The 19792-nt window shown below is 59.2% G+C and carries 22 protein-coding genes and 1 pseudogene; 13 read left to right on the forward strand and 10 right to left on the reverse strand.

Features of this window, described 5'->3' with window-relative positions:
* The 6 genes from H0V34_00135 to H0V34_00160 all read left to right on the forward strand — a co-directional run.
* The coding region (locus H0V34_00135; protein ID MBA2490162.1) for a formate dehydrogenase at positions 1 to 365 on the forward strand (365 nt) is incomplete at its 5' end.
* Between the two features lie 96 nt (positions 366 to 461).
* Positions 462 to 1046 carry a 4Fe-4S dicluster domain-containing protein gene (locus H0V34_00140; protein ID MBA2490163.1) on the forward strand — a complete coding sequence of 195 codons (585 nt, stop codon included), beginning with the start codon at positions 462 to 464 and terminating at the stop codon, positions 1044 to 1046.
* Between the two features lie 39 nt (positions 1047 to 1085).
* Positions 1086 to 1286 carry a hypothetical protein gene (locus H0V34_00145; protein MBA2490164.1) on the forward strand — a complete coding sequence of 67 codons (201 nt, stop codon included), beginning with the start codon at positions 1086 to 1088 and terminating at the stop codon, positions 1284 to 1286.
* Positions 1287 to 1294: 8 nt separating this feature from the next.
* Complete coding sequence (locus H0V34_00150; protein MBA2490165.1) at positions 1295 to 1537, forward strand: hypothetical protein; 243 nt, start codon at positions 1295 to 1297, stop codon at positions 1535 to 1537.
* 82 nt (positions 1538 to 1619) lie between these two features.
* A complete protein-coding gene (locus H0V34_00155; protein MBA2490166.1) occupies positions 1620 to 2645 on the forward strand; it encodes a formate dehydrogenase subunit gamma in 1026 nt (341 codons plus the stop codon).
* A 67-nt stretch (positions 2646 to 2712) separates the two neighbouring features.
* Entirely contained in the window at positions 2713 to 3228 is a 516-nt protein-coding gene (locus H0V34_00160) for a hypothetical protein (GenBank protein MBA2490167.1), read from the forward strand.
* Positions 3229 to 3381: 153 nt separating this feature from the next.
* On the opposite strand, the gene H0V34_00165 is transcribed toward H0V34_00160, so the two are convergent.
* Entirely contained in the window at positions 3382 to 3606 is a 225-nt protein-coding gene (locus H0V34_00165; protein ID MBA2490168.1) for a hypothetical protein, read from the reverse strand.
* A gap of 516 nt (positions 3607 to 4122) precedes the next feature.
* On the opposite strand from H0V34_00165, the gene H0V34_00170 reads away from it, so the two are divergent.
* Both H0V34_00170 and H0V34_00175 read left to right on the forward strand, forming a co-directional pair.
* Positions 4123 to 4689: a hypothetical protein gene (locus tag H0V34_00170; protein MBA2490169.1), complete on the forward strand. Its 567-nt coding sequence runs from the start codon at positions 4123 to 4125 to the stop codon at positions 4687 to 4689.
* Positions 4623 to 4943 carry a DUF4145 domain-containing protein gene (locus H0V34_00175; GenBank protein MBA2490170.1) on the forward strand — a complete coding sequence of 107 codons (321 nt, stop codon included), beginning with the start codon at positions 4623 to 4625 and terminating at the stop codon, positions 4941 to 4943. Before H0V34_00170 ends, H0V34_00175 begins: the two co-directional genes overlap by 67 nt.
* A 199-nt stretch (positions 4944 to 5142) precedes the next feature.
* On the opposite strand, the gene H0V34_00180 is transcribed toward H0V34_00175, so the two are convergent.
* The 4 genes from H0V34_00180 to H0V34_00195 form a co-directional block, all read right to left on the reverse strand.
* The gene (locus H0V34_00180) at positions 5143 to 5352 is read right to left on the reverse strand and encodes a hypothetical protein (GenBank protein MBA2490171.1); all 210 of its coding nucleotides are present in this window, start codon (positions 5350 to 5352) and stop codon (positions 5143 to 5145) included.
* A 573-nt stretch (positions 5353 to 5925) separates the two neighbouring features.
* Positions 5926 to 6606 (reverse strand): hypothetical protein, encoded by a 681-nt coding sequence (locus H0V34_00185; protein ID MBA2490172.1) that lies wholly within the window; start codon positions 6604 to 6606, stop codon positions 5926 to 5928.
* 120 nt (positions 6607 to 6726) lie between these two features.
* Positions 6727 to 8043: a S41 family peptidase gene (locus H0V34_00190; protein MBA2490173.1), complete on the reverse strand. Its 1317-nt coding sequence runs from the start codon at positions 8041 to 8043 to the stop codon at positions 6727 to 6729.
* 365 nt (positions 8044 to 8408) lie between these two features.
* Complete coding sequence (locus H0V34_00195; GenBank protein ID MBA2490174.1) at positions 8409 to 9581, reverse strand: peptidoglycan DD-metalloendopeptidase family protein; 1173 nt, start codon at positions 9579 to 9581, stop codon at positions 8409 to 8411.
* Positions 9582 to 9845: 264 nt separating this feature from the next.
* Between H0V34_00195 and H0V34_00200 the strand changes: the two genes are divergently transcribed.
* From H0V34_00200 to H0V34_00210, 3 genes are read left to right on the forward strand one after another with little or no spacing between them, the layout of a single operon-like run.
* Complete coding sequence (locus H0V34_00200; GenBank protein MBA2490175.1) at positions 9846 to 10271, forward strand: rhodanese-like domain-containing protein; 426 nt, start codon at positions 9846 to 9848, stop codon at positions 10269 to 10271.
* Entirely contained in the window at positions 10271 to 10735 is a 465-nt protein-coding gene (gene secB / locus H0V34_00205; GenBank protein MBA2490176.1) for a protein-export chaperone SecB, read from the forward strand. The genes H0V34_00200 and secB overlap by 1 nt, the downstream gene beginning before the upstream one ends.
* 35 nt (positions 10736 to 10770) lie before the next feature.
* Positions 10771 to 11769, forward strand: a complete 999-nt coding sequence (locus H0V34_00210) for an NAD(P)-dependent glycerol-3-phosphate dehydrogenase (GenBank protein MBA2490177.1) — start codon at positions 10771 to 10773, stop codon at positions 11767 to 11769.
* A gap of 57 nt (positions 11770 to 11826) precedes the next feature.
* Here H0V34_00210 and H0V34_00215 read toward each other — a convergent pair.
* Positions 11827 to 12307, reverse strand: a pseudogene (locus H0V34_00215) (tRNA (cytidine(34)-2'-O)-methyltransferase).
* A gap of 1 nt (position 12308) precedes the next feature.
* Between H0V34_00215 and H0V34_00220 the strand changes: the two are divergent.
* Positions 12309 to 13262, forward strand: a complete 954-nt coding sequence (locus H0V34_00220) for a dihydroorotate dehydrogenase (GenBank protein MBA2490178.1) — start codon at positions 12309 to 12311, stop codon at positions 13260 to 13262.
* Between the two features lie 40 nt (positions 13263 to 13302).
* On the opposite strand, the gene ntrC is transcribed toward H0V34_00220, so the two are convergent.
* The 4 genes from ntrC to H0V34_00240 all read right to left on the reverse strand — a co-directional run bounded on the left by ntrC (position 13303) and on the right by H0V34_00240 (position 18413).
* Complete coding sequence (gene ntrC, locus H0V34_00225) at positions 13303 to 14715, reverse strand: nitrogen regulation protein NR(I) (protein MBA2490179.1); 1413 nt, start codon at positions 14713 to 14715, stop codon at positions 13303 to 13305.
* The gene (locus tag H0V34_00230; GenBank protein MBA2490180.1) at positions 14703 to 15785 is read right to left on the reverse strand and encodes a PAS domain-containing protein; all 1083 of its coding nucleotides are present in this window, start codon (positions 15783 to 15785) and stop codon (positions 14703 to 14705) included. Before H0V34_00230 ends, ntrC begins: the two co-directional genes overlap by 13 nt.
* A 303-nt stretch (positions 15786 to 16088) precedes the next feature.
* Positions 16089 to 17498: a glutamate--ammonia ligase gene (gene glnA / locus H0V34_00235; protein ID MBA2490181.1), complete on the reverse strand. Its 1410-nt coding sequence runs from the start codon at positions 17496 to 17498 to the stop codon at positions 16089 to 16091.
* A 333-nt stretch (positions 17499 to 17831) separates the two neighbouring features.
* A complete protein-coding gene (locus H0V34_00240; GenBank protein ID MBA2490182.1) occupies positions 17832 to 18413 on the reverse strand; it encodes a hypothetical protein in 582 nt (193 codons plus the stop codon).
* A 917-nt stretch (positions 18414 to 19330) separates the two neighbouring features.
* Between H0V34_00240 and H0V34_00245 the strand changes: the two genes are divergently transcribed.
* Positions 19331 to 19792 (forward strand): glycine--tRNA ligase subunit alpha (locus H0V34_00245; GenBank protein MBA2490183.1); only part of this gene is annotated, 462 nt, incomplete at its 3' end.

Consider the following 19792-nt stretch of genomic DNA (forward strand, 5'->3'; position numbering starts at 1 on the left):
GCGAGGAAACGCGCTCCAATCCGTGGCTGGCGGAGCTGCAGCAGGACATGTTCGTGGAGATCAATGTGGCGGACGCCAACGACCGCGGCATCCGAGATGGGCAGACGGTGTGGCTGGAAGGGCCCGAGGGCGGACGCATCAGGATCAAGGCCATGATCACTCCGCGGGTGGGTCGCGGCACGGTGTGGACGCCGTTCCACTTCGGCGGCTGGTACCAGGGCGAGGATTTACTGGCTAAGTATCCTGAAGGATGCGCCCCGCATGTGCGCGGCGAGGCCTGCAATACCGCGTGGACCTATGGGTACGACATCGTCACCATGATGCAGGAGACCAAGACGACGCTCTGCCAGATCAGGCCAGCGTAGCGCGGAACCTCCTATGTTCACGAGAATCCGGAATTGAACTGAACCCGGCTGTTTTCCTCCCCTTGATTAGGAGGGTGGGAGCGAGGAGATTGAGTCATGGCTAGAATGAAATTCCTTTGCGACGCCGAGCGCTGCATCGAATGCAACGCCTGCGTGACCGCCTGCAAGAATGAGAACGAGGTGCCCTGGGGTGTCAACCGCCGGCGGGTGATTACCTTGCTGGATGGTCAGCCCGGTGAAAAATCCATCTCGGTTGCCTGCATGCACTGCACCGATGCGCCCTGCGCGGCGGTGTGTCCCGTGGACTGCTTTTATACCACCGACGATGGCATCGTGCTGCACGACAAGGATTTGTGCATCGGCTGCGGCTACTGCTTCTATGCGTGCCCGTTCGGCGCGCCGCAGTTTCCGGAGCAGTCAGCCTTTGGCGGGCGCGGCAAAATGGACAAATGCACCTTCTGCGCCGGCGGGCCGGAAGCTGACAACTCCAATGCGGAATACGCCAAATATGGCCGCAATCGTATTGCCGAAGGCAAGCTGCCATTGTGCGCAGAGATGTGCTCCACCAAAGCGCTACTCGGTGGCGATGGCGACATGATCGCCGATATCTACCGCGAGCGAATCCTGCGACGCGGCGACAGTCCTCAGACCTGGGGATGGGAGAAGGCTTACGATGTCTGAAACGCTGTGCCGGATGAACAAAGCGACAGGAGACCGCGAATGTCTAGATTTGGCACGACCGCGATCTGGTTGACCTTGACCGCGACACTTGCCGGTTGTTACGAGGCGCCGACGGATGTCACCAACTACGAAGCTGGTGTCTACAAGGGCGAGCAGGATCCGTTACTGGAGAAGCAACGCAAGGCGGAACATCTGGAGGCGCTGGCGCAGCGGTTCAACATGGTGCAGACGGATCGGTAGAGCACATCGTGAAGAAGCGATTTCCGATGAACACGGGCGGCCTCGCAGCGGCTATGTTTTTTGCCGCAGTGTCATCAGGGTGCGAGGAAATCCATGATCCGTGGGTGACGGGCAATAACGACTTTCAGAAAGAGCGCTGGCGCTCGCCGGAGCAGCAGGAGGCGTTGCGCGATCGCGCGTTGTACCAGGCTGGCCCCGGCGGCACCGGAGAAGGTGAAACTAATGAGTTTTCGCGATTCATCGAAAAATAGCAGCAATCCGCACCTCGAGCGCCGCGGTATCAACCAGGGTTACCGCCGTCGCATGCACGCGATGGGCTGGACGGCCGCATTCATGCTGCTGGCCGCTGTGCTGCTGCCGCTGACCGGCTACGTCTACGTGGCGCTGGTCGAGGACGCGCAGGCCCAAGAGTTTGCGGATAAACAGGAATCCGCGGGTACCAATGAGATAAACCCGCGCTCCGAATACTGGCGCGCGGTGCGCGAGAGCGCCGCCGGCGTGACTACGGCTTCAGGTCCGTACGTTACTGATACGCTGATTCAAGGCGGTGGCGAGACCTGGCGGGAGATACGCAATGGTCCGATCGCGACCTTCGGTCCCTGGATGCTCGCGATGATGTTGCTCGTTATCGGCCTATTCCACCTTATCCAGCGGCCGCACGGCATAAAGGGCGGCCGTTCCGGCAAGACCGTACCCCGGTGGAGTGTCACCGAGCGCACCCTGCACTGGTACGTGGCGATCCTGTTCGTCATCATGGCTGTCACGGGCTTAAGTCTGCTGTTCGGACGCCGGGTGCTGATACCGTTGATGGGGCCGGAGGGGTTCGCGGCCTGGGCGCAGTGGGCTAATGACATCCACAATTATCTCGGCCCGTTCTTCAGCGTTGGAGTGCTGCTGATCATCGTTGCGTGGATTCGCTACAACATTCCCACTAAGACCGACTGGCAGTGGTTCAAGCGCGGCGGTGGGATCATCGGCAACAAGGAAGTTCACGCCGGCCGCATGAATGGCGGCGAGAAGTCCTGGTTCTGGATCATCTGCAGCGTTGGCATGGTGTCCATAATCACCGGACTCATCTGGGACTTCCCCGTCTTCGGTTTCAGCCGCGAGATCATGCAGATAACGAACATCATACATAGCGCCGCTTCTATCGTCTGGGTTACGGTATTTTTTGGCCATGCTTATATCGGCACCCTGGGTACCGAGGGCGCGATCGAAGGCATGATCAAGGGTGAAGTCGACGTCAATTGGATGAAACAACACCATGACCTCTGGTACGAGGAACTGCAACGCAAGGGCGTGGCGCCGCAATCCGCCGAGTCCGATATGACGACTCAGACCGGCGGTCGCGCCAACTGAGGCGCGCCCAGGCGCGTTTCCTCAGATCCCGCGAATGAAGCGATTTCCCCTCAACGTGCGATTAGGAATGCGGAAAACCGGCGCCGCGGCCACCTGCGTCACGGTGCAACTGGACGCCGGCGAGTGGGAAGCGGCGCTGTTTGTCCAGCTTGCGGGTGAACAATGCGAGCGGGACCGGCGCGCGCTTTTCACGATGAACAAGCGCGTGCCGGTTGGCATCGAGACGGATGTAATCGAGCACGAACACGGCGCCGTGGTGATGCTGCGGCTCGATATTTGTACCGTACCCGACGATCCCATGGTGGCCGAGATATTGCTCACTCCGGGCGGCGCTTGCGGGCACTTTGAAGTGTTGCAACGCCTGTCATGTCAGCCGCGTCTCTGCTGGTTCTTTGGCGACGAGGATTATCTGGTGCTTGGCGCCCAGCAGCACGGCTTTGCGGATGCGCAGCGCGCGGAGTTTGATCGTCTGCGGCTGGATGCCGTAAGGCACGATGCGGTGGTGCGTTGCACTGGCCGCTACGATGCGCAAGCGGCGCTGGGCGGCGTCGCGTCCTACTATCGACTGCGCACGGCTGGATGACCACAGCCAAGGTCGCACACCCGCGATGCTCGCGCACGCGCATGGCGGCGGCAGTGATCAGGGTGTCGAAAAGCAAGTTAGGCGAAGAAAGTGGGTAGAAGTATCGAAAATTGGGAGGAACAAACGTTTCCCTTGGTAGGGGCCGCTAAAGAGTTAAAAGCGGCTGACGCAGCTTTTAGGGACATGGTCGCTATCGGAATCCAAAGCTTCCACGAATATGACCGAGCCTGGCGTGACTTCCTGCATTCCATTGAGCGCGCTTGGAACAAAACGATCGCTGAGGCGCGAGGAAGGAAAAATTGGCAACGCATAAAGTCCGAGTACGATCATTTGAGAAGCACGGATCCACTGTTGAGGTACTTGATCCAAGCCAGACACGCGTCAGAACATACCATTGATCCACTAATTAGAGAGTGGGACGCAAATCTAAAGGTAACACCCATTGGCGACCGAGTGCGAATTGAGTGGGACGACTGGGATAGACCATTACTCCCGATTACCAACAGGGGCACATTGTTTAATCCACCCAAGAAACATCTCGGGAAACCGATGAGTCACTATCGAAGAAAAGGTGTCAGCGAGCCGCGCACCGCTGCCGAGCTAGCTATGCAATTCTACGTACCCATGCTTAACCGCGTGTATCTGCTGAGGTGTTCCCGGGAGGTCGTGCCTAACAAGTAATTGCGCTCGGATGTCAAACGCGCTGCTTCGCTCTGGGTTTGTCGCCGGTGAATAACGTCGTTAGCCGGTAAGGGGAGAGCCATGGCGCAGATATCAGATGATTTAAACGTGGCGATTGCTGTTGCGAAACAGCACTTCGAGTAACTTACGCGGTTGGCTTCATTAGACGCGCGTTCTCGAAAGGAGTATGGGTCCGGCGGCGCACTGAAAAGGGTGAAAGACCTATTGAGGAAGCTCAATGGTTCAATTGGAACGATTCAACGCGCGCTGAGTGAAACCGCTACACGAGTTGGAGAGCCTCCCATAATCACTCTAACCTCTAGTCATCTTTCCTTCTATCGCGAATGCCTTGCTCCGAACGCAATGCTGATCCGCGACGCACATTGGGACGTGTCCGGCTTCGGCGAGCTTGATAAACTCCTCAAGAGTGCCGAAACCTCGGAGAAAGGAACTCCTGTTGGTAATGCGCTTAGCTGGGGCATTGAGCGCTGGATTGACATGGAGGAGGATGAAAAAGAGGATTGGCTCATGCGAGGTTTCGACCTCGATGCCGCTTTTGATCTTGTCAGCGAACCATGGTTTCAGCCTGATCGTTGGCGCGACAATGCTCGCGTGCTTCAACCTCTTCTCATTGACCGGCCCACGAATAAGATACCGCACCATGTTCGGTATCGTCTCACTGAAATATATGGGGCTTTATCTTTGGCCTCTGGATGGCTGCAGTCGCTCTGTCACGTTCCGCAGTTGAGTTCGCGATCCTTGATAACGCGCGCCGGCTAAACATCGAGGCAAGAAAGACAAACTCACGAGGGAAGCTAGAAGACAAGCGGCTTGCTGAGCTAATCGCCGATGTTGCCCAAGCGCGTCAATCCCTCGGAAGATCGCTTGAAGCAGTTCGTGATACTGGAAACCGAATTCTGCATCCGAAGAAGCATGATGTAATCGCTTTTCCGAAGGTATTGCGGGACGAGGCGCTAGAGTGTGTCAGTAATACGAGAATTGTGCTTGAATCTCTGTATTCAGCTTCAGAGTAAGACCATACTTCCGGCTAACATTCTGCTGCAGCGGACTGCGGTGGAATTCCCTCGTTCTTTCATGCTCCGTGGCCCGCGGCGGCTGGGCTATCGCGTTAAGCGTCAACAAGGGACAATGCTTTCCGCTTTATATCGCTGTGGCATAGTACGCCTCGAAATCGCTCGAAAAATTCCAAGCCATCACCGTGTAGAGTATTCTTCAGCACAGCACCTGATGCCCGCAGAACTGCGACAGCGGCAGCACCGTCGTCGTGCCGGCGACCAGTTCGCGAACGTCCGGGATGTTGTACTCCAAAGCCAGTCTGAAATCATATTCAGCGAAAAACCGCTCGAACATCTCGCCGCCGGCGGTGCCGGTAGCATAGAGCGCGCCGGAGGAATCATGGTATTCCAACAGGATGATCGCCAATGGTTGCGGGGCAGGCCCGCCAAGAACGCGGGCGCCCCTGGTTGCGTCGTAGACGCTTTTCTCCGAGCAACAATAGATAACCCGAGCTCGGCGCGCGCGCTCGTCTTGCGCATCCGCGAAGGTGACCGCTCGGTGTCGATAGTTGATAAAGCTCACGGCGCGCGCCGGATGCGTCATCCTATGCGCACAGATGGCGGAGAAGGCGACGATGGAGCGTTGCGGCCCCGCGCCCCCCTGCCAGCGATAGTGACCCACGTCTTCAGTTCGTCGGCGGTGATGGGCCGACCGGACGCAGCGACCAATCGAACGCGGTTATAGCCGTGAGTGACGGCCGTCCCGCCACCGGCAAACGCGCCTGGTGCGCTGAGCCATGAAGCCGCGGCCAAGCACAGCTTAGTGAAGCCTCGACGGGTCATGCTTTTGCGTCTTTTCACGCCATCGCCTCGTGTTGGCGTTGAAAGCAGGTGAAACATTAACGCAAAGCTCTCAAGAAGCGTAAAGCGCGCCGAACACGAGGGAATGCAAAATGCGAGACTTATTAAATATCACTCGGCCCGCATCCGCGCTATCCGCTTATGGCGAGCTTAAAAGTCGCGCGCGGAAAAACTCCACGATGGAGACAAGCTGTCTAAAGCCGTCGCGCAGACGAACTACGAGACGGCCCTGGGCGTCGATCGTCTCGAAGATCCCTATCAGGATCGCATCTCCAATCGCAAGCCTGATCGGTTCATCGATGCCATCAGCGCGGCTCAACCAGCGGTTGCGCGGGGTCTCAAAGCCCTCTTCGGCCCAGCGATTGATATCCGCGAGAAAATGCTTTGCGAACCGCTCCAGGATCGCCTCCGCGGTCGGGCGCCGGTCAGGAAACAAGGTGTCATCGGCGATCGCGTCGAGGGCAGCCTTAAGGCGCAAGCCGAGCACCAGCCATTGTGCGTCTCGCGCCTCGCTTACAGGCCACTGCAGGTGGAGGAACGCAGTATTCGCAATCCCCACCCGCACCTGGTTCGGCCATCGAAAGCGAAGCTCGACTAAGGATCGCACAGCCTCTGCCAACGCTGAACTGAGGCTTATGGCAGCCACGTAGATCAACTGCGCCGCGATATCCCGTGAGTACTCCGGGCGCAGGATAAGCGCGCAGTCCAGATCCGTGATGTCCTTCGACGCATGCGTTTTGCCACGCCATATCAGCGTGCCCTCGTCCGCGCCTTTGGCGGCGAGGCGGGAAGCCTCCCTGAGGGCGCTGCCCCGGTCCAAGGGGACCGGTTCATAAACGGGCGGAAGGTTCACGCAACGTCCGCGGAGTTGTGAATGCCCGCGAGTGATGTCTTAAGCGCTGCGCGCGCTGGATAAGAGTCGCGCGGCCGCCGCCGCGTGTCAGTCGCGACCACGCATGATTTCGATGCCCTTGAGCAGATTCAGCGCTTCGCCGAGCTGATAGTCCTTATCGGCAAGTGCTGACGACGGGATGTTGACATTGCGCCGCTCTTGCGGCGCCTGTTCCAGCTCTTCACCATTGGTGAGGTGACCGGAGAGATCGGCCTCGGTCAGGGGTTGCATATCGCCTTCGTCGGCCCGCGCCAGAGTTAGGTTCCCAAGCGCAATATCGGGTTCAATCCCTTTGGCCTGAATCGAACGGCCGGAAGGCGTGTAGTAGCGCGCGGTCGTTAGCTTGAGCGCGGAGTCCGTCCCCAGCGGCAGGATCGTCTGCACGGACCCTTTGCCGAACGATTTGCTGCCCATGATCACCGCGCGCTCGTGATCCTGCAAGGCGCCGGCGACGATCTCGGACGCGGATGCCGAACCGCCATTGATGAGCACCGCCATCGGCGCGCTGTCGATCACGTCGCCCAAGCTTGCGGAGTAGCGCAGTACGGAATCCTCGCTGCGGCCCTCGGTATAAACGATCAGGCCATCATCGAGAAACGCGTCGGAGACACCCACGGCGCCGGTGAGCACGCCGCCCGGGTTATTACGCAAATCCAGCACCAGACCCGCCAGTTCGCCGTCGTTTTTTTCGACCATCTGTTCCACGGCGCTTATCAGGCTCTCGGTAGTCTTGGCCTGAAAGTTGGTGACGCGCACGTAGGCGAAGCCCGGCTCCAGCATCCGGCTCTTGACACTCTTGACGCGGATGATGTCGCGCGTGATCGAAAGCACCAGGGGTTTGTCCACCCCGTCGCGGATGATGGTCAGCGTTATGTCAGTGCCTTCCCTGCCGCGCATGAGATCGACCGCGTCGTTGAGCGACATGCCTTTAACCGCCTTGTCATCCAGCCGTATGATCAGATCGCCCGCCTTCACGCCGGCGCGTTGCGCTGGTGTGTCGTCAATGGGCGAAATGACCTTGACGAAACCGTCTTCCATACCGACTTCGATGCCTAAGCCACCAAACTCGCCGGTGGTGCCGATCTGCAGTTCGCGGAATTCTTCTTTGTTCAGGTAAGCGGAATGAGGATCGAGGCCGGCCAGCATGCCGCGGATCGCACTCTCCAGCAGTTTCCTGTCGCCAACCTCGACGACGTAGTCTTTCTTGATGCGGGCATAGACATCCGTGAAGCTGCGCAGCTCTTCCAGCGGCACCGAAAACTGGTCCTGGTCGCGTTCGGCGAATACGCCGTGGCCTAAGCTTAAGAGTACGCCCAAGGCCAGACCTGTCAGCAGGCCCGTGCCCATGCGCGATGGAATTTTCATGCGTTTCCTCTCGATGCCGAACACGCCGCGAATGGCGTTCGCGTACGACATGCTCATCTGGTTGCGATGACCGGTTTAACTATGCCTTGGCATTCGATCCTTGTTACTCAAAGACATGTTGCCAGCGGATTAATTTGCTTGAGAGTAGTCTAGCATTGAACAGCGCATCGGTCAGCGCGACGCGAGACCGACGGTCCTAAGCTCTCAGTCCTCAGCCACTCACTCAGCCCTCAGTCGTCAATTCATTCCTGCGCTGCCATCCATGGCGAGACGCCGGCGATGCTGGATGCCCCGGCCCGGCCTTCCGTGGCCGGTCGTTCGCGGGCGCGGCGCTTCAGTCGCGCCATGAATTCCCCGCTCACCCCTCAGCCCGGAGAATCGAACCACGCCAGCGGGTCCAGTGGCGTGCCCTCGTGGCGGATCTCGAAATAAAGCCCGCTGCTTGCCAGCCCGCCACTGTCGCCGACATGGCCGATCAGCTCGCCCGCGCCCGCCCGGTCGCCGACCGATTTGTATAAACTCTGGTTGTGACCGTACAGGCTCATGTAGCCGTCGCCATGATCCACGATTATGAGCAGCCCGAAGCCGCGCATCCAGTCCGCGAACACGACCGTTCCGCTGGCGACCGACTGCACGTCCGCGCCCCGGTTCGCGTCGATGAAAACCCCCTGCCAGATCACGTCCTCCGTCTCGGTGTCATGCATGCCAAAATCCGTGACGACCGGACCCGTGGAAGGCCATGGCAAGCTGCCTTTCAGCGACTCGAAAGCGGCATCGTCCGCGGGCACCGTGCGCGCGTCGGCCAGCGCTTGTCGTATTGACGCCAGCAGGTCGCGCAGCCCAGTCCGGTCTTTGGCCAGCGCTGCCAGCCGGTTGTCCGTATGTTGTGCATCCTGCGTTAACGCCGCCAGCACACGCCCGCGGCGCGAGCGTGATGTCCGCAGGCTGGTCTGCTGTTGCCGCAGCCGCCCGGCGACGTCCGCGAGCCGCGCGCGCTCAGCGCCGATCATCTGCTCGATCCGCGCTAATTCTGTCAGGGTGCGGCTCGCTTGGTCGATGCGCCGCCCACGCGCGCGATTAATGTAGTCGTAGTAAACGAGGAGACGCCCGACGGCGTGCGGGTCCTGCTGATTCAGGAGCATCTTCACTTTTTCCTGGCGCCCCATGGCGTATGCCGCGCGCACCTGCGCTGCCAGCGCGCCGCGTTGCGCGCGCAAATCCCTCAGTAGCAACTGTTCTCGCGCGGCCAGCTTTTCCAGTTGTGTCCGCAGCGTGCTCGCGGTTTGCTGTGTACCGCGCAGGCGGCGCGCCACCTCGCCGATTTGCGTCTCCAGTCGCGCCAGCTCGGTTTCAAGGTAACCGATCTGTCCTTTGGTCCGAGTCTGGCGGGCGCGCGTGACCCGAATCTGCTGCTGAATATTCTCCAGGCTCTGCCTTACTTCGGCCGCGGACTGTTCCTGCGCGCGCGCAGCCCCCGCGAGCATCAGCACCGCCAGCAACAGTGGCAGCATCCGCAAAGCAATCGCCAGGGCGGCCATATGCTATCCGGCAGACCAGCCAGCGACATAAGCGCAGGATACGCAACGAGCGCCTGGACGGATTTTGACCGGCACATTCCTTATTTCATCAAATGGTGATTCCGAGTGCATGCGAAGCGGCTTTTTCATTCAGCTCAAGGTGACGCGCCATTATACGTTTCGGTTTTTACTTGCTACCATTGCGCTCACTTCTCGATAGTCAGCGCGCCTGATGTGCCCACCTTTTCCGCATGAGCCCAAGGTATTTCGAACGTTTCACCGTCTATGAACCAATTCGTCGAGTTCGTTGGCAATAATGCCATGTTATTCGTGCTGCTGGCCGCCATCGTGGCGTTCATCGGCTGGACCGAATGGCGGCGGTTTGCCCGCCCGTACAAGGAAGTATCGCCTGCCGAGGCCGTTAACCTTATCAACCACGAGGACGCGCTGGTGCTGGATGTTCGCGAGGACAGCGAAATCAAATCCGGCAAGATTACCGGCGCCCGCCACATTCCGTTAAGCGTATTGAAACAGCGCGTGGGCGATCTGGCCAAATATCGTGACCGCGCGGTCATCGTATCGTGTGGTTCGGGGCTTCGTTCCGGACAGGCCGGTGACATCCTCCACCAGCAGTCGTTCGAGAAAGTTTACAGTCTAAAGGGCGGCATCGCCGCCTGGCAGAACGCCAACCTTCCGCTCGTGAAAAAGTAATGGCTTGGCAACCCGATACTCAACAGCAGTTCGAGATTCAGAAAATCTACTTGAAGGACGTCTCGTTCGAGGCGCCCAATTCGCCGAGTATTTTTACCGAGCCGTGGAAACCCGAGACCAGCGTGCAATTGTCCACCGAGAGGGCGCGACTGGACGAGGGGCTGCACGAGTTGGTGCTGGGCATTACGGTAACGGCGAAGATGGCGGACAAGACCGCCTATCTGGTCGAGGTCAAGCAGGCGGGAATCTTTGCGCTCAAAGGCTTCGCCGAGCCGCAGATGCGGCAGCTGCTGGGCAGCTATTGCCCCAATGTGCTGTTTCCCTTCGCGCGCGAGGCTATCGCCGAACTCATCACCAAAGGCGGCTTCCCGCCGATGCTGCTGGCCCCGATCAATTTCGACGCGCTCAATGCCCAACAGCAGCGACAGCGCGAGACCGAGACCGAAACCGGCCCGACGCACTAGAGAGGCCAATCGGCAGCGTGCCCACTTCAACGCAGATGCAAACCATCGCGGTGGTGGGCGCCGGCGCGTGGGGCACGGCGCTTGCCATCCAGCTCGCGCGCAACGGCCATCGCGTGCTGTTGTGGGGTCGGCGCCGCGAACGCATCGAAGCCTTAATCGCGCACCGCTGCAATGCGCATTATCTGCCGAATGTAACGTTGCCGAAGGAGCTGAAGCCCTGCTGGGAGCTGGCGGCGGCACTCGCGCCGGCATCGATGGTATTGCTTGCGGTGCCAAGCGCGGCGTTTCGGCAGACCTTGCGGGATATCGCCGCACACTCGCCGGGCGCCGGCCGTTTACTGTGGGCGACCAAGGGGCTGGAAACGCGCTCGGGCAAGTTGTTGCACGAGGTCGTCGGCGAGGAGCTAAGTGTGGGTTGGCGGACAGGCCTGGTGTCGGGGCCGTCGTTTGCGGCGGAGGTCGCGCGCGGTTTGCCGACCGCGGTAACCGTGGCCGCGGAGGATAATGAATTCGCGCGCCAGGCGGCGGCTTTGCTGCATAACGATACGTTTCGAGTCTACACCAGTACCGATGTGGTGGGTGTCGAACTGGGCGGCTCGCTCAAGAACGTATTGGCGATCGCGGCCGGGATATCGGACGGCCTCGGTTTTGGCTCGAACGCGCGCGCGGCGCTGGTTACGCGCGGCTTGACCGAAATGTTGCGCTTAAGCGAACGTAGCGGCGCTCAGCGGGACACGCTGATCGGTCTGTCGGGGCTGGGCGATCTGCTGCTGACCAGCACCGACGATCAGTCCCGCAATCGGCGGCTGGGGCTGGCGCTGGGACGCGGTAAGGCGCCGGAGGCCGCGCTCAAAGAGGTTGATCGGACCGTCGAAGGGTTTGCCACCGCCAGCGTCATCATGCAGTTGGCGCGCGCCCTGAATGTGGAGATGCCCATTTGCGAGCAGGTCGCTCGCGTCTTGTTCGAGAGACTGGGCCCGCGCGCGGCGGTGATGGAATTGATGAGCCGGGAGCGCAAGATGGAGATTCGCTAGCACGGCATCGAACACCAGTACTGCTACGTTCGGCGATCTGGACGGGTGCTCTCGCCTTCAACCCCGAAGGCTGGGGTCAAACGCGCCTGAGAACCCGCATTGCCGCCAGGCTTCGAATAGTACGATGGCGACGGCGTTCGCCAGATTCATGCTGCGGCTATCGACCACCATCGGAATCCGCAGCCGCCGCTCGGGCGGCTGGTTCGCGATCATTTGGACAGGCAGTCCCCGCGTCTCGGGCCCGAACAGAAAGGCGTCCCCGGCGGAAAAGCGGACATTGCTGTAAAGGTTGCGGCCTTTGGTGGAGCAGGCAAACAGGCGTAACGGGCGCATAGTCTGGGTAAACTCATGCATGCTGCGATAGACCCTGATGTTGACAGTGTCGCGATAGTCCAGCCCGGCGCGCTTGAGCCGTCTGTCATCGAGTTCGAAGCCCAGCGGCTCGATTAAACAGTGCACTGCCGGCATTCGCGCACAGGCGCATAATGTTGCCGGTGTTGGGCGGAATTTCCGGTTCGAACAATACAATATGAAACATTATTGCTGTCGTGGCAGATAACGCCGCATCGTCACTGGCAATCGAGTTCTGCGGGCTGAAGTTCGCCACGCCGCTGGTATTGCTGTCAGGCTGCGTGGGCTTTGGCGATGAATATACGCGCGTCGAGGGCTACTCCAATCACGATGTCGGCGCGGTGTGTCTCAAAGGCACTACACTCAACGCCAGGCTTGGCAACCGTCCGCATCGGATTTTCGAGACGCCGATGGGCATGCTGAACGCCATCGGGTTGCAGAATCCCGGCGCCGAGACAGTGGTCAGTGATATTCTGCCGGGCCTGGATTTCAGCGAGACGCGCTACATCGCCAACGTTTCGGGCTCGACCATAGAAGAATACGTCGAAGTCACGCGACGATACGATGACTCACGAATCGACGCCATCGAGATCAACATTTCCTGCCCCAACGTCAAGGCAGGCGGCGTTGAGTTCGGCAACGTCCCGAGCATGTCCGCCAGAGTGGTAGCCGCCTGCCGCGCGGTCACGAAAAAACCGCTGATTACCAAGCTGTCTCCCAACCAGACGGACATCGCGGAGAACGCGCGCCTGTGCATCGAGGCCGGCACCGATGCGTTCGCCGCCATTAACACGCTGGTCGGGATGGCGGTGGATATCCATTCGCGCCGCGCGGTGATCGGCAATAACAAGGGCGGTTTGTCGGGCCCGGCGATCAAGCCGATCGCGCTGGCGAAGGTGCATGCGGTTTATCAGGTTGCAAAAAGGCACGGTGTCCCGATCATAGGTCAGGGCGGCGTCGCCTCGGCAGACGATGCCATCGAGTTCATGCTGGCGGGCGCCAGCGCCGTGGGCGTGGGTACCGCACTTTTCTACGATCCGCTCGTGTGCGGCAAGATCAACGCCGGCATTACCGACTATCTGGACCGGCACGGCCTGGCGAACGCCGCGGCGCTTACTGGTGGGTTAATACTGAACGGTTGAGGCCGGTTCGATTGCTCGGCAATTCGATCATCACTAGCGATTAATCCTCGATGCCGGGGTAAAGGCTCAGTTCCTTGATCTTGCGCGTCAGCGTATTGCGCCCCCAGCCAAGCAGGCGCGCAGCCGCCTGCCGCCTGCCGCCTGATTTTTTCATGGCCGCCTCGATCATGACCGTTTCGAACGCGGGAACCGCAAGCGATAACAGTGGCTTATTGCCGGTGGCGAGTTGTTGTTCCGCCCACAGTTGCAAACCCTCCTGCCATGCCGGGTGCGTGGAGGATGACGGCGCGGTCTCACGCAATTCACGCGGCAGGTCGGCCATGAGGATTTCCCGGCCTGAGGCCATGACGGTCAGCCAGCTGCAGGTGTTCTCCAGTTGCCGCACATTGCCCGGCCAGTCCATGGTGGCGAGATACGCGACGACTTCCTTGTTCAGTGTCTTGATATCGACCTTAAGCTGCTTTGCCGACTGGCGCATGAAATGGTTGAGCAGCAGCGGGATGTCCTCGCGACGCTCGCGCAACGCCGGCACGTGAATGCGGATGACGTTAAGACGATGGAACAGATCTTCACGAAAGCCGCCCTGCTGCACGCGATCTTCGAGGTTTTGATGGCTGGCCGCGATGATGCGCACGTCGGCCTTGATGGGGTTGTGCCCGCCCACCCGGTAGAACTCGCCATTGGACAGCACGCGCAACAGCCTCGTTTGCAACTGCAGCGGCATGTCGCCGATTTCGTCGAGAAACAGCGTACCGCCATGGGCCTGTTCGAAGCGGCCGCGACGCTGCGCCACCGCGCCGGTGAAGGCGCCTTTTTCGTGTCCGAACAGCTCCGATTCCAGCAATTCACGCGGAATTGCGGCGGTGTTCAGCGCGATGAAAGGTTTGTCCGCGCGCGGACTGTGCCGGTACAGGGCGTGCGCGACCAGCTCCTTGCCCGTGCCGGAGTCGCCGCTGATCAGGACGGTGATGTTGGAGCGCGACAGACGCCCGATCGCGCGAAATACTTCCTGCATGGCGTAAGCTTCGCCAATTATCTCTGATGGCGGGAGCGTTTCAAGCACATGCGGGCTCGCGTTCTCGCGCCGTGATCGGCACGCTCGCTCGGCCAGCGCGACCGCCGCGGCAATGTCGAACGGCTTGGGCAGATAATCGAAGGCGCCTTCCTGATAAGCCGTAACGGTGCTGTCCAGATCGGAGTGCGCGGTCATGATGATGACCGGCAGATCCGGATGCTCACGCCGCGCCAGACTCAGTAATTCTATGCCGTCAATGCCGGGCATGCGGACGTCGGTGATAAGCGCGTCGGGCGCATCCCCGCGCAGCGCATCGATGGCGTCCGCCGCGGATTCGAACGACCGCACATCGATATTCGCCTTGCGCAGCGCACGCTCCAGCACCCAGCGGATGGAGCTGTCATCGTCGATCACCCACACCCGGTTCACGGCGGCCATGAAACGGTCTTCGTAATCTCATAATCCAGCGGCAGCAGGATGGTAAATTCCGTGCATCCGGTGCGCGACTCGCATTCAATGGCGCCATCGTGCTGGCTGATCAGGTGCTGGGCGATCGAGAGGCCCAGGCCGGCGCCCTCGGCGCGACTGGTGATCATCGGAAAAAATATCTGCTCCCGTATCTCTGGCGGAATGCCAGGTCCGTTATCGACGATGTCGATCTTGACCGCGAGGCGGTGGCGCTGTTGATTGAATGTTCGCTGGCGGGCGATGCGGGTTCGCAGAAGAATGACACCGGCCTGGCCGACCGCCTGCAGGGCGTTACGCGCGATGTTGAGCGCCGCCTGCACCAGCAGGTCGCGGTCACCGCGCATAAAGGGAATGCTGGGATCGTAGTCGTGTTCGATCCTCACGGCGCGTGGCGCCTCGGCGGCCAGCAGGCCGCGTACGTGCTCCAGCACCTCGTGGATGCACATGACCGCCATCTGCGGGCGGCTGTTCGGCCCCAGAATCCGGTCCATCAGTTTGCGCAGGCGATCCGCCTCGCGAATTATGATACGGGTATATTCGCGCAGTTCGGGATCGTCCAGTTCCAGCTGCAGTAATTGTGCGGCGCCCCTGAGCCCGCCTAACGGATTTTTGACCTCGTGCGCCAGCGCCCGCAGCATGGCCTGCGTGGCTTTCTGCTGACGCAGTAAATGCTCCTCTCTGAGCATTCGCAGTTGCCGGTTCAACTCCACCAGCTCCAGTACCAGCCCTGGCGCGTGGCCGCGCTCGGAGATCGGGGTGACGGTGCAGCTCGCGACCAGGTCGCAATTGCCCGGTAAATTGATGCTGATCTCCCGCTCTGTATACGCACCGCCTGTGTGCGCGGCTTTGCGTAGCCCCTCAATCAGATGATCGGCGTGCGGCAGCAGTTTGCCCAGGCACATGCCGTGCGCACGGTCAGCGCTGGTGTCCAGCAGTGTTTCGGCGGCAGGGTTAAGATAGTGTACGCGGAGCTCCAGATCGGTCATCAGCACGGCCGTCGTGAGATTTTCCAGTGCAGTGACGGCCTCCGCGTGCTTCATGGGCTATCGTCCAGCAAAAACCAGACCAGTAAAACGGGGCGGCACAGGAAAGTTTATCGACATAAATTAATTTGGTAATCAGTAGCATAGGGAGACCACGAACTACGTGACTCGTCAATTTAAGGCGCCTTCTGAAGCAGCCGCACCAAAACGATGCGAAGAATAGAATGCTGCAGGTCATGGGGCAGTGCAACGGCTCACTGGTTTTGCGGGCAAGAGGCGGGGCGGTAACTTTAACCGCCGGCCATAAAAAACGCCCCATTCAAGGGGCGTTTTTTGCGATCGTTGCTCGAGGCGGAAATTTTACATGCTGTAGTACATGTCGAATTCAATCGGATGCGTGGTCATGCGCAGCCGGGTTACTTCCTCCATTTTGAGTTCGATATAAGCATCGATCAGGTCGTCCGTAAACACCCCCCCCGTGGTAAGAAACTCGCGATCCTCGTCCAGCGCGGTCAATGCCTGATCCAGTGCGTAGCAAACCGTCGGCACTTTTTTCCCTTCCTCCGGCGGCAGGTCGTAAAGATTCTTGTCCAGCGGTTCGCCGGGGTGAATCTTGTTCTGGATACCGTCAAGTCCGGCCAGCATCATGGATGCAAAGGTAAAATAGGGATTTCCGGACGCATCGGGGAAGCGCACCTCTAGGCGCCTGGCCTTGGGGCTGGACACATGCGGTATGCGAATCGACGCGGAACGATTGCGCGCCGAATACGCCAGCATCGTCGGCGCCTCGAAGTGCGGTACCAGGCGTTTGTAGCTGTTGGTGCTGGCATTGGTGAAGGCATTCAGAGCGCGCGCGTGCTTGATGACGCCACCGATATAAAAAAGCGCCAGCTCGGAGAGACCGGCGTATTCGTCGCCCGCGAACTGATTTTCGCCATTCTTGCTGAGCGACTGATGGACGTGCATGCCGCTGCCGTTGTCGCCCACCAGCGGCTTAGGCATGAAGGTGACGGTTTTGCCGTGATTGTGCGCCACGTTCTGGATCACATACTTCATGGCCTGCATATCGTCGGCGCGTTTGACCAGGGTGTTGAAGCGGGTACCGATCTCGCACTGGCCGGCGGTGGCGACCTCGTGATGGTGTACTTCTGTCTCGATTCCGATCTCGTCCAGCACCAGGCACATGGCGGAGCGGAGGTCTTGCAGGGAATCGACCGGCGGCACCGGAAAGTAACCGCCCTTGACCGTCGGCCGGTGTCCGGGATTGCCGCCGTCGAACATTTTATCCGAGTTCCACGATGACTCGTCGGCGTCGATTTCGTAGAACGCCCGGTTTATAGAGGCCGACCAGCGCACGTCATCGAACACGAAGAATTCCGGCTCCGGGCCGAAATAGGCGGTATCGGCTATGCCGGTTGACCGCATGTATTCTTCCGCGCGTTTGGCCACCGTGCGCGGGTCGCGTTCGTACCCCTGCATGGTGCTGGGCTCTATGACGTCGCAGCGCAAAACCGCGGTTGGATCGCTGAAGAAAGGATCCATGAATACTGAGTCAGCGTCTGGCATCAAAATCATGTCGGAGTCATTGATGCCTTTCCAGCCCGCGATGCTCGATCCATCGAACATCTTGCCGTCTTCAAACGCATCCTCGTCCATCGCGCGGGCGGGTACGGATACGTGTTGTTCCTTGCCTTTGGTATCGGTAAATCGCAAATCGACGTATTTCACGCCTTTGTCCTTGATCATCTTGATTACTTCACTAGCGGACATTAATCCTCCTTATCATTAAACGAATGCGTGACGACGAATCAGGTATAAATCTACGAAGGAGCATGGCCCGCTGGAGCAGAATCCATGCCACGTGGTAACCAGTTGAAATCGCGACGTTACTGGATCGAGCTTAGCTTAATTGCCACCGTTTCGCACAATGATTGTGCCTTTCGGCGGCGCGCGCACCATAGAAGAGCGATCGGGCCAGCCACGAGCCACGGCATCAGGCTCTCAAACTGGATGATAGCCGCAATCACCGCGCCCGGGTGTACGCTTACGGCAGAACCAGTTGCAACTCATACGCCGTACGGCGGCAATGAAGATTTGCCGAACTTAGTGATACTCCGACGGGTCGTCTCTCATCGAAGTTACAATCGCGCGCGATCCTGTGTAGTTGCGCAAGGTCACCAACGCATGCTCGCTGCCGGTCTCCTGCCATAGGTCCATTGCTTCGATCGGCGAAAGACAAGGCGCACCCTGCTGCTCGCGCATGCTGTGAAGAATATCCACCAACATGACAAAAGTGCACGAGAGGTCACAATAAAGTCGCGCGGCCGTGTGGTTAAGGGTTTCAGCCAGCAGCCGGTAGGCGTTACAGCCCAATTGTACGAAGTAACTGATGCTTATGAGTCGCTTGCGGGCAAGGTGCGGGAAGAGGCCAGCGAATAACAGGCAGTGGTCTCCTACTTCCCGCAGGCGTTCCTTGCGGGCCGCATCTCTCGACTCAAGGCCACGCAGATACTCTAGCGCGACAACGCGTTCGAGAAGGTCGGTCTGTGCGCAACCGCGTGCCAGCAGGAAGACCAGATAACTTTCGAGTTCCTCGTTAAGTCTGCGTGACATGTTCGCGGATGCCTTTCGCACCAAGGATTGCCATTGCGCTGTGCTAGTGGGTTCCAGAATCAAGTCGGCCATCGTGGTTTACCTCATAAGGCGCCCGCGGAACTGACGCATATTTCTTGCCGGGGCGGCACGCAGCGTTGGCGTGCGGCGACGAACGGAATCGCAACCACCGATTCACAATGGGTCACTGTTTCCTTTTAGTCAATATCCAATTCCATAGAATTATGAACACGTTGTAATTGACCCATGGTCTCGTGCCGGAGATCCGATCGCGCTTGCAGACTATACGTGCGGTTTATGAGGGCGATGGCGTTGCCCATAAGCGTCAGTTTTCGCCTTTTTTGTCGGTAAGCTGTCTTATGGGATCTGGCGATTAACCGCTCTTTATCATCTCGACGCAACATTTCATTTCTTAAGTAACTGTATGTGAATGATTTTATTCCTCGCGATTACAACAAGAGCGCTGTTGGCATGCGCCCTGCGCTGGTTTCCCGTGCACGACTCTCACGGATGGTGAAACAACAATTGGGGAATCGGCAAATAAAAAATTAGTCCATGGAAGGATTCATAAGCGCTGTAAAAGCTCAGGTCAGTCGGGCGAGGTAAGGAGCGAAGTGGCCGGATGCCGATTCGCACTATTGGAACAAGGGAGCGCAGGATCGTCGGCTCGGATGCTATACGCGGGGGATGGTTCCAGCCGGCAAGGGAAGCCGGCGGCGCAGGAAGCGCGTTGACAGGGACGTCGCTCACGCCTCTCCTGCGCCAGGCGAGAACGAATGGACGCATAAGGCTCCTGACACGGAAGTTTTTGCATTCGCAGGGATATTTTTCGACAGGGAAGTCGATATTTTTTGCCTCCCGCTTTTTAGTTAAAGCCCCGTAATCCGTCTCACCTTCGTTTATCGATTCCCGACCATCATTACTTCGTTCTGGTGGCATCCGCGCCCCATCGATATACTTGCGCGCACTTCCAGTGTTTTTAAGCAGGCGTGCCTTCCCAAGCTCCAAAAACCTTCCAGGGCCTGATTCTGACATTACAGAATTACTGGGCCAGCCAAGCCTGTGTGCTGCTCCAGCCTTACGATATGGAGGTCGGGGCAGGCACGTTTCATCCCGCAACTTTTTTGCGCGCTATCGGCCCCGAGCCGTGGCGCGCCGCCTACGTACAGCCATCCCGCCGACCCACCGATGGGCGTTATGGACAGAACCCAAATCGCCTACAGCATTACTATCAGTTCCAGGTCATCCTTAAGCCGTCGCCACTCGCGATCCAGACGCTTTATCTGGATTCTCTGCGCGCACTGAGTATTGATCCGCTGATACACGATATCCGATTCGTAGAAGACAACTGGGAGTCACCAACCCTGGGCGCCTGGGGTTTGGGCTGGGAGGTTTGGCTGGACGGGATGGAAATTACCCAATTTACCTACTTTCAGCAGGTCGGCGGGCTG

The sequence above is a fragment of the Gammaproteobacteria bacterium genome (genome assembly GCA_013696315.1).
GTDB lineage: Bacteria > Pseudomonadota > Gammaproteobacteria > JACCYU01 > JACCYU01 > JACCYU01.

Excerpts from the sequence above, each read along its gene's own strand:
- H0V34_00140 (MBA2490163.1), top strand. The coding sequence starts at position 462 with ATGGCTAGAATGAAATTCCTTTGCGACGCCGAGCGCTGCATCGAATGC.
- H0V34_00145 (MBA2490164.1), top strand. The coding sequence starts at position 1,086 with ATGTCTAGATTTGGCACGACCGCGATCTGGTTGACCTTGACCGCGACA.
- H0V34_00155 (MBA2490166.1), top strand. The coding sequence starts at position 1,620 with ATGCTGCTGGCCGCTGTGCTGCTGCCGCTGACCGGCTACGTCTACGTG.
- H0V34_00160 (MBA2490167.1), top strand. The coding sequence starts at position 2,713 with ATGCGGAAAACCGGCGCCGCGGCCACCTGCGTCACGGTGCAACTGGAC.
- H0V34_00175 (MBA2490170.1), top strand. The coding sequence starts at position 4,623 with ATGGCTGCAGTCGCTCTGTCACGTTCCGCAGTTGAGTTCGCGATCCTT.
- H0V34_00190 (MBA2490173.1), bottom strand. The coding sequence starts at position 8,043 with ATGAAAATTCCATCGCGCATGGGCACGGGCCTGCTGACAGGTCTGGCC.
- H0V34_00195 (MBA2490174.1), bottom strand. The coding sequence starts at position 9,581 with ATGGCCGCCCTGGCGATTGCTTTGCGGATGCTGCCACTGTTGCTGGCG.
- H0V34_00200 (MBA2490175.1), top strand. The coding sequence starts at position 9,846 with ATGAACCAATTCGTCGAGTTCGTTGGCAATAATGCCATGTTATTCGTG.
- secB (MBA2490176.1), top strand. The coding sequence starts at position 10,271 with ATGGCTTGGCAACCCGATACTCAACAGCAGTTCGAGATTCAGAAAATC.
- H0V34_00210 (MBA2490177.1), top strand. The coding sequence starts at position 10,771 with ATGCAAACCATCGCGGTGGTGGGCGCCGGCGCGTGGGGCACGGCGCTT.
- ntrC (MBA2490179.1), bottom strand. The coding sequence starts at position 14,715 with ATGGCCGCCGTGAACCGGGTGTGGGTGATCGACGATGACAGCTCCATC.
- H0V34_00230 (MBA2490180.1), bottom strand. The coding sequence starts at position 15,785 with ATGAAGCACGCGGAGGCCGTCACTGCACTGGAAAATCTCACGACGGCC.
- glnA (MBA2490181.1), bottom strand. The coding sequence starts at position 17,498 with ATGTCCGCTAGTGAAGTAATCAAGATGATCAAGGACAAAGGCGTGAAA.
- H0V34_00240 (MBA2490182.1), bottom strand. The coding sequence starts at position 18,413 with ATGGCCGACTTGATTCTGGAACCCACTAGCACAGCGCAATGGCAATCC.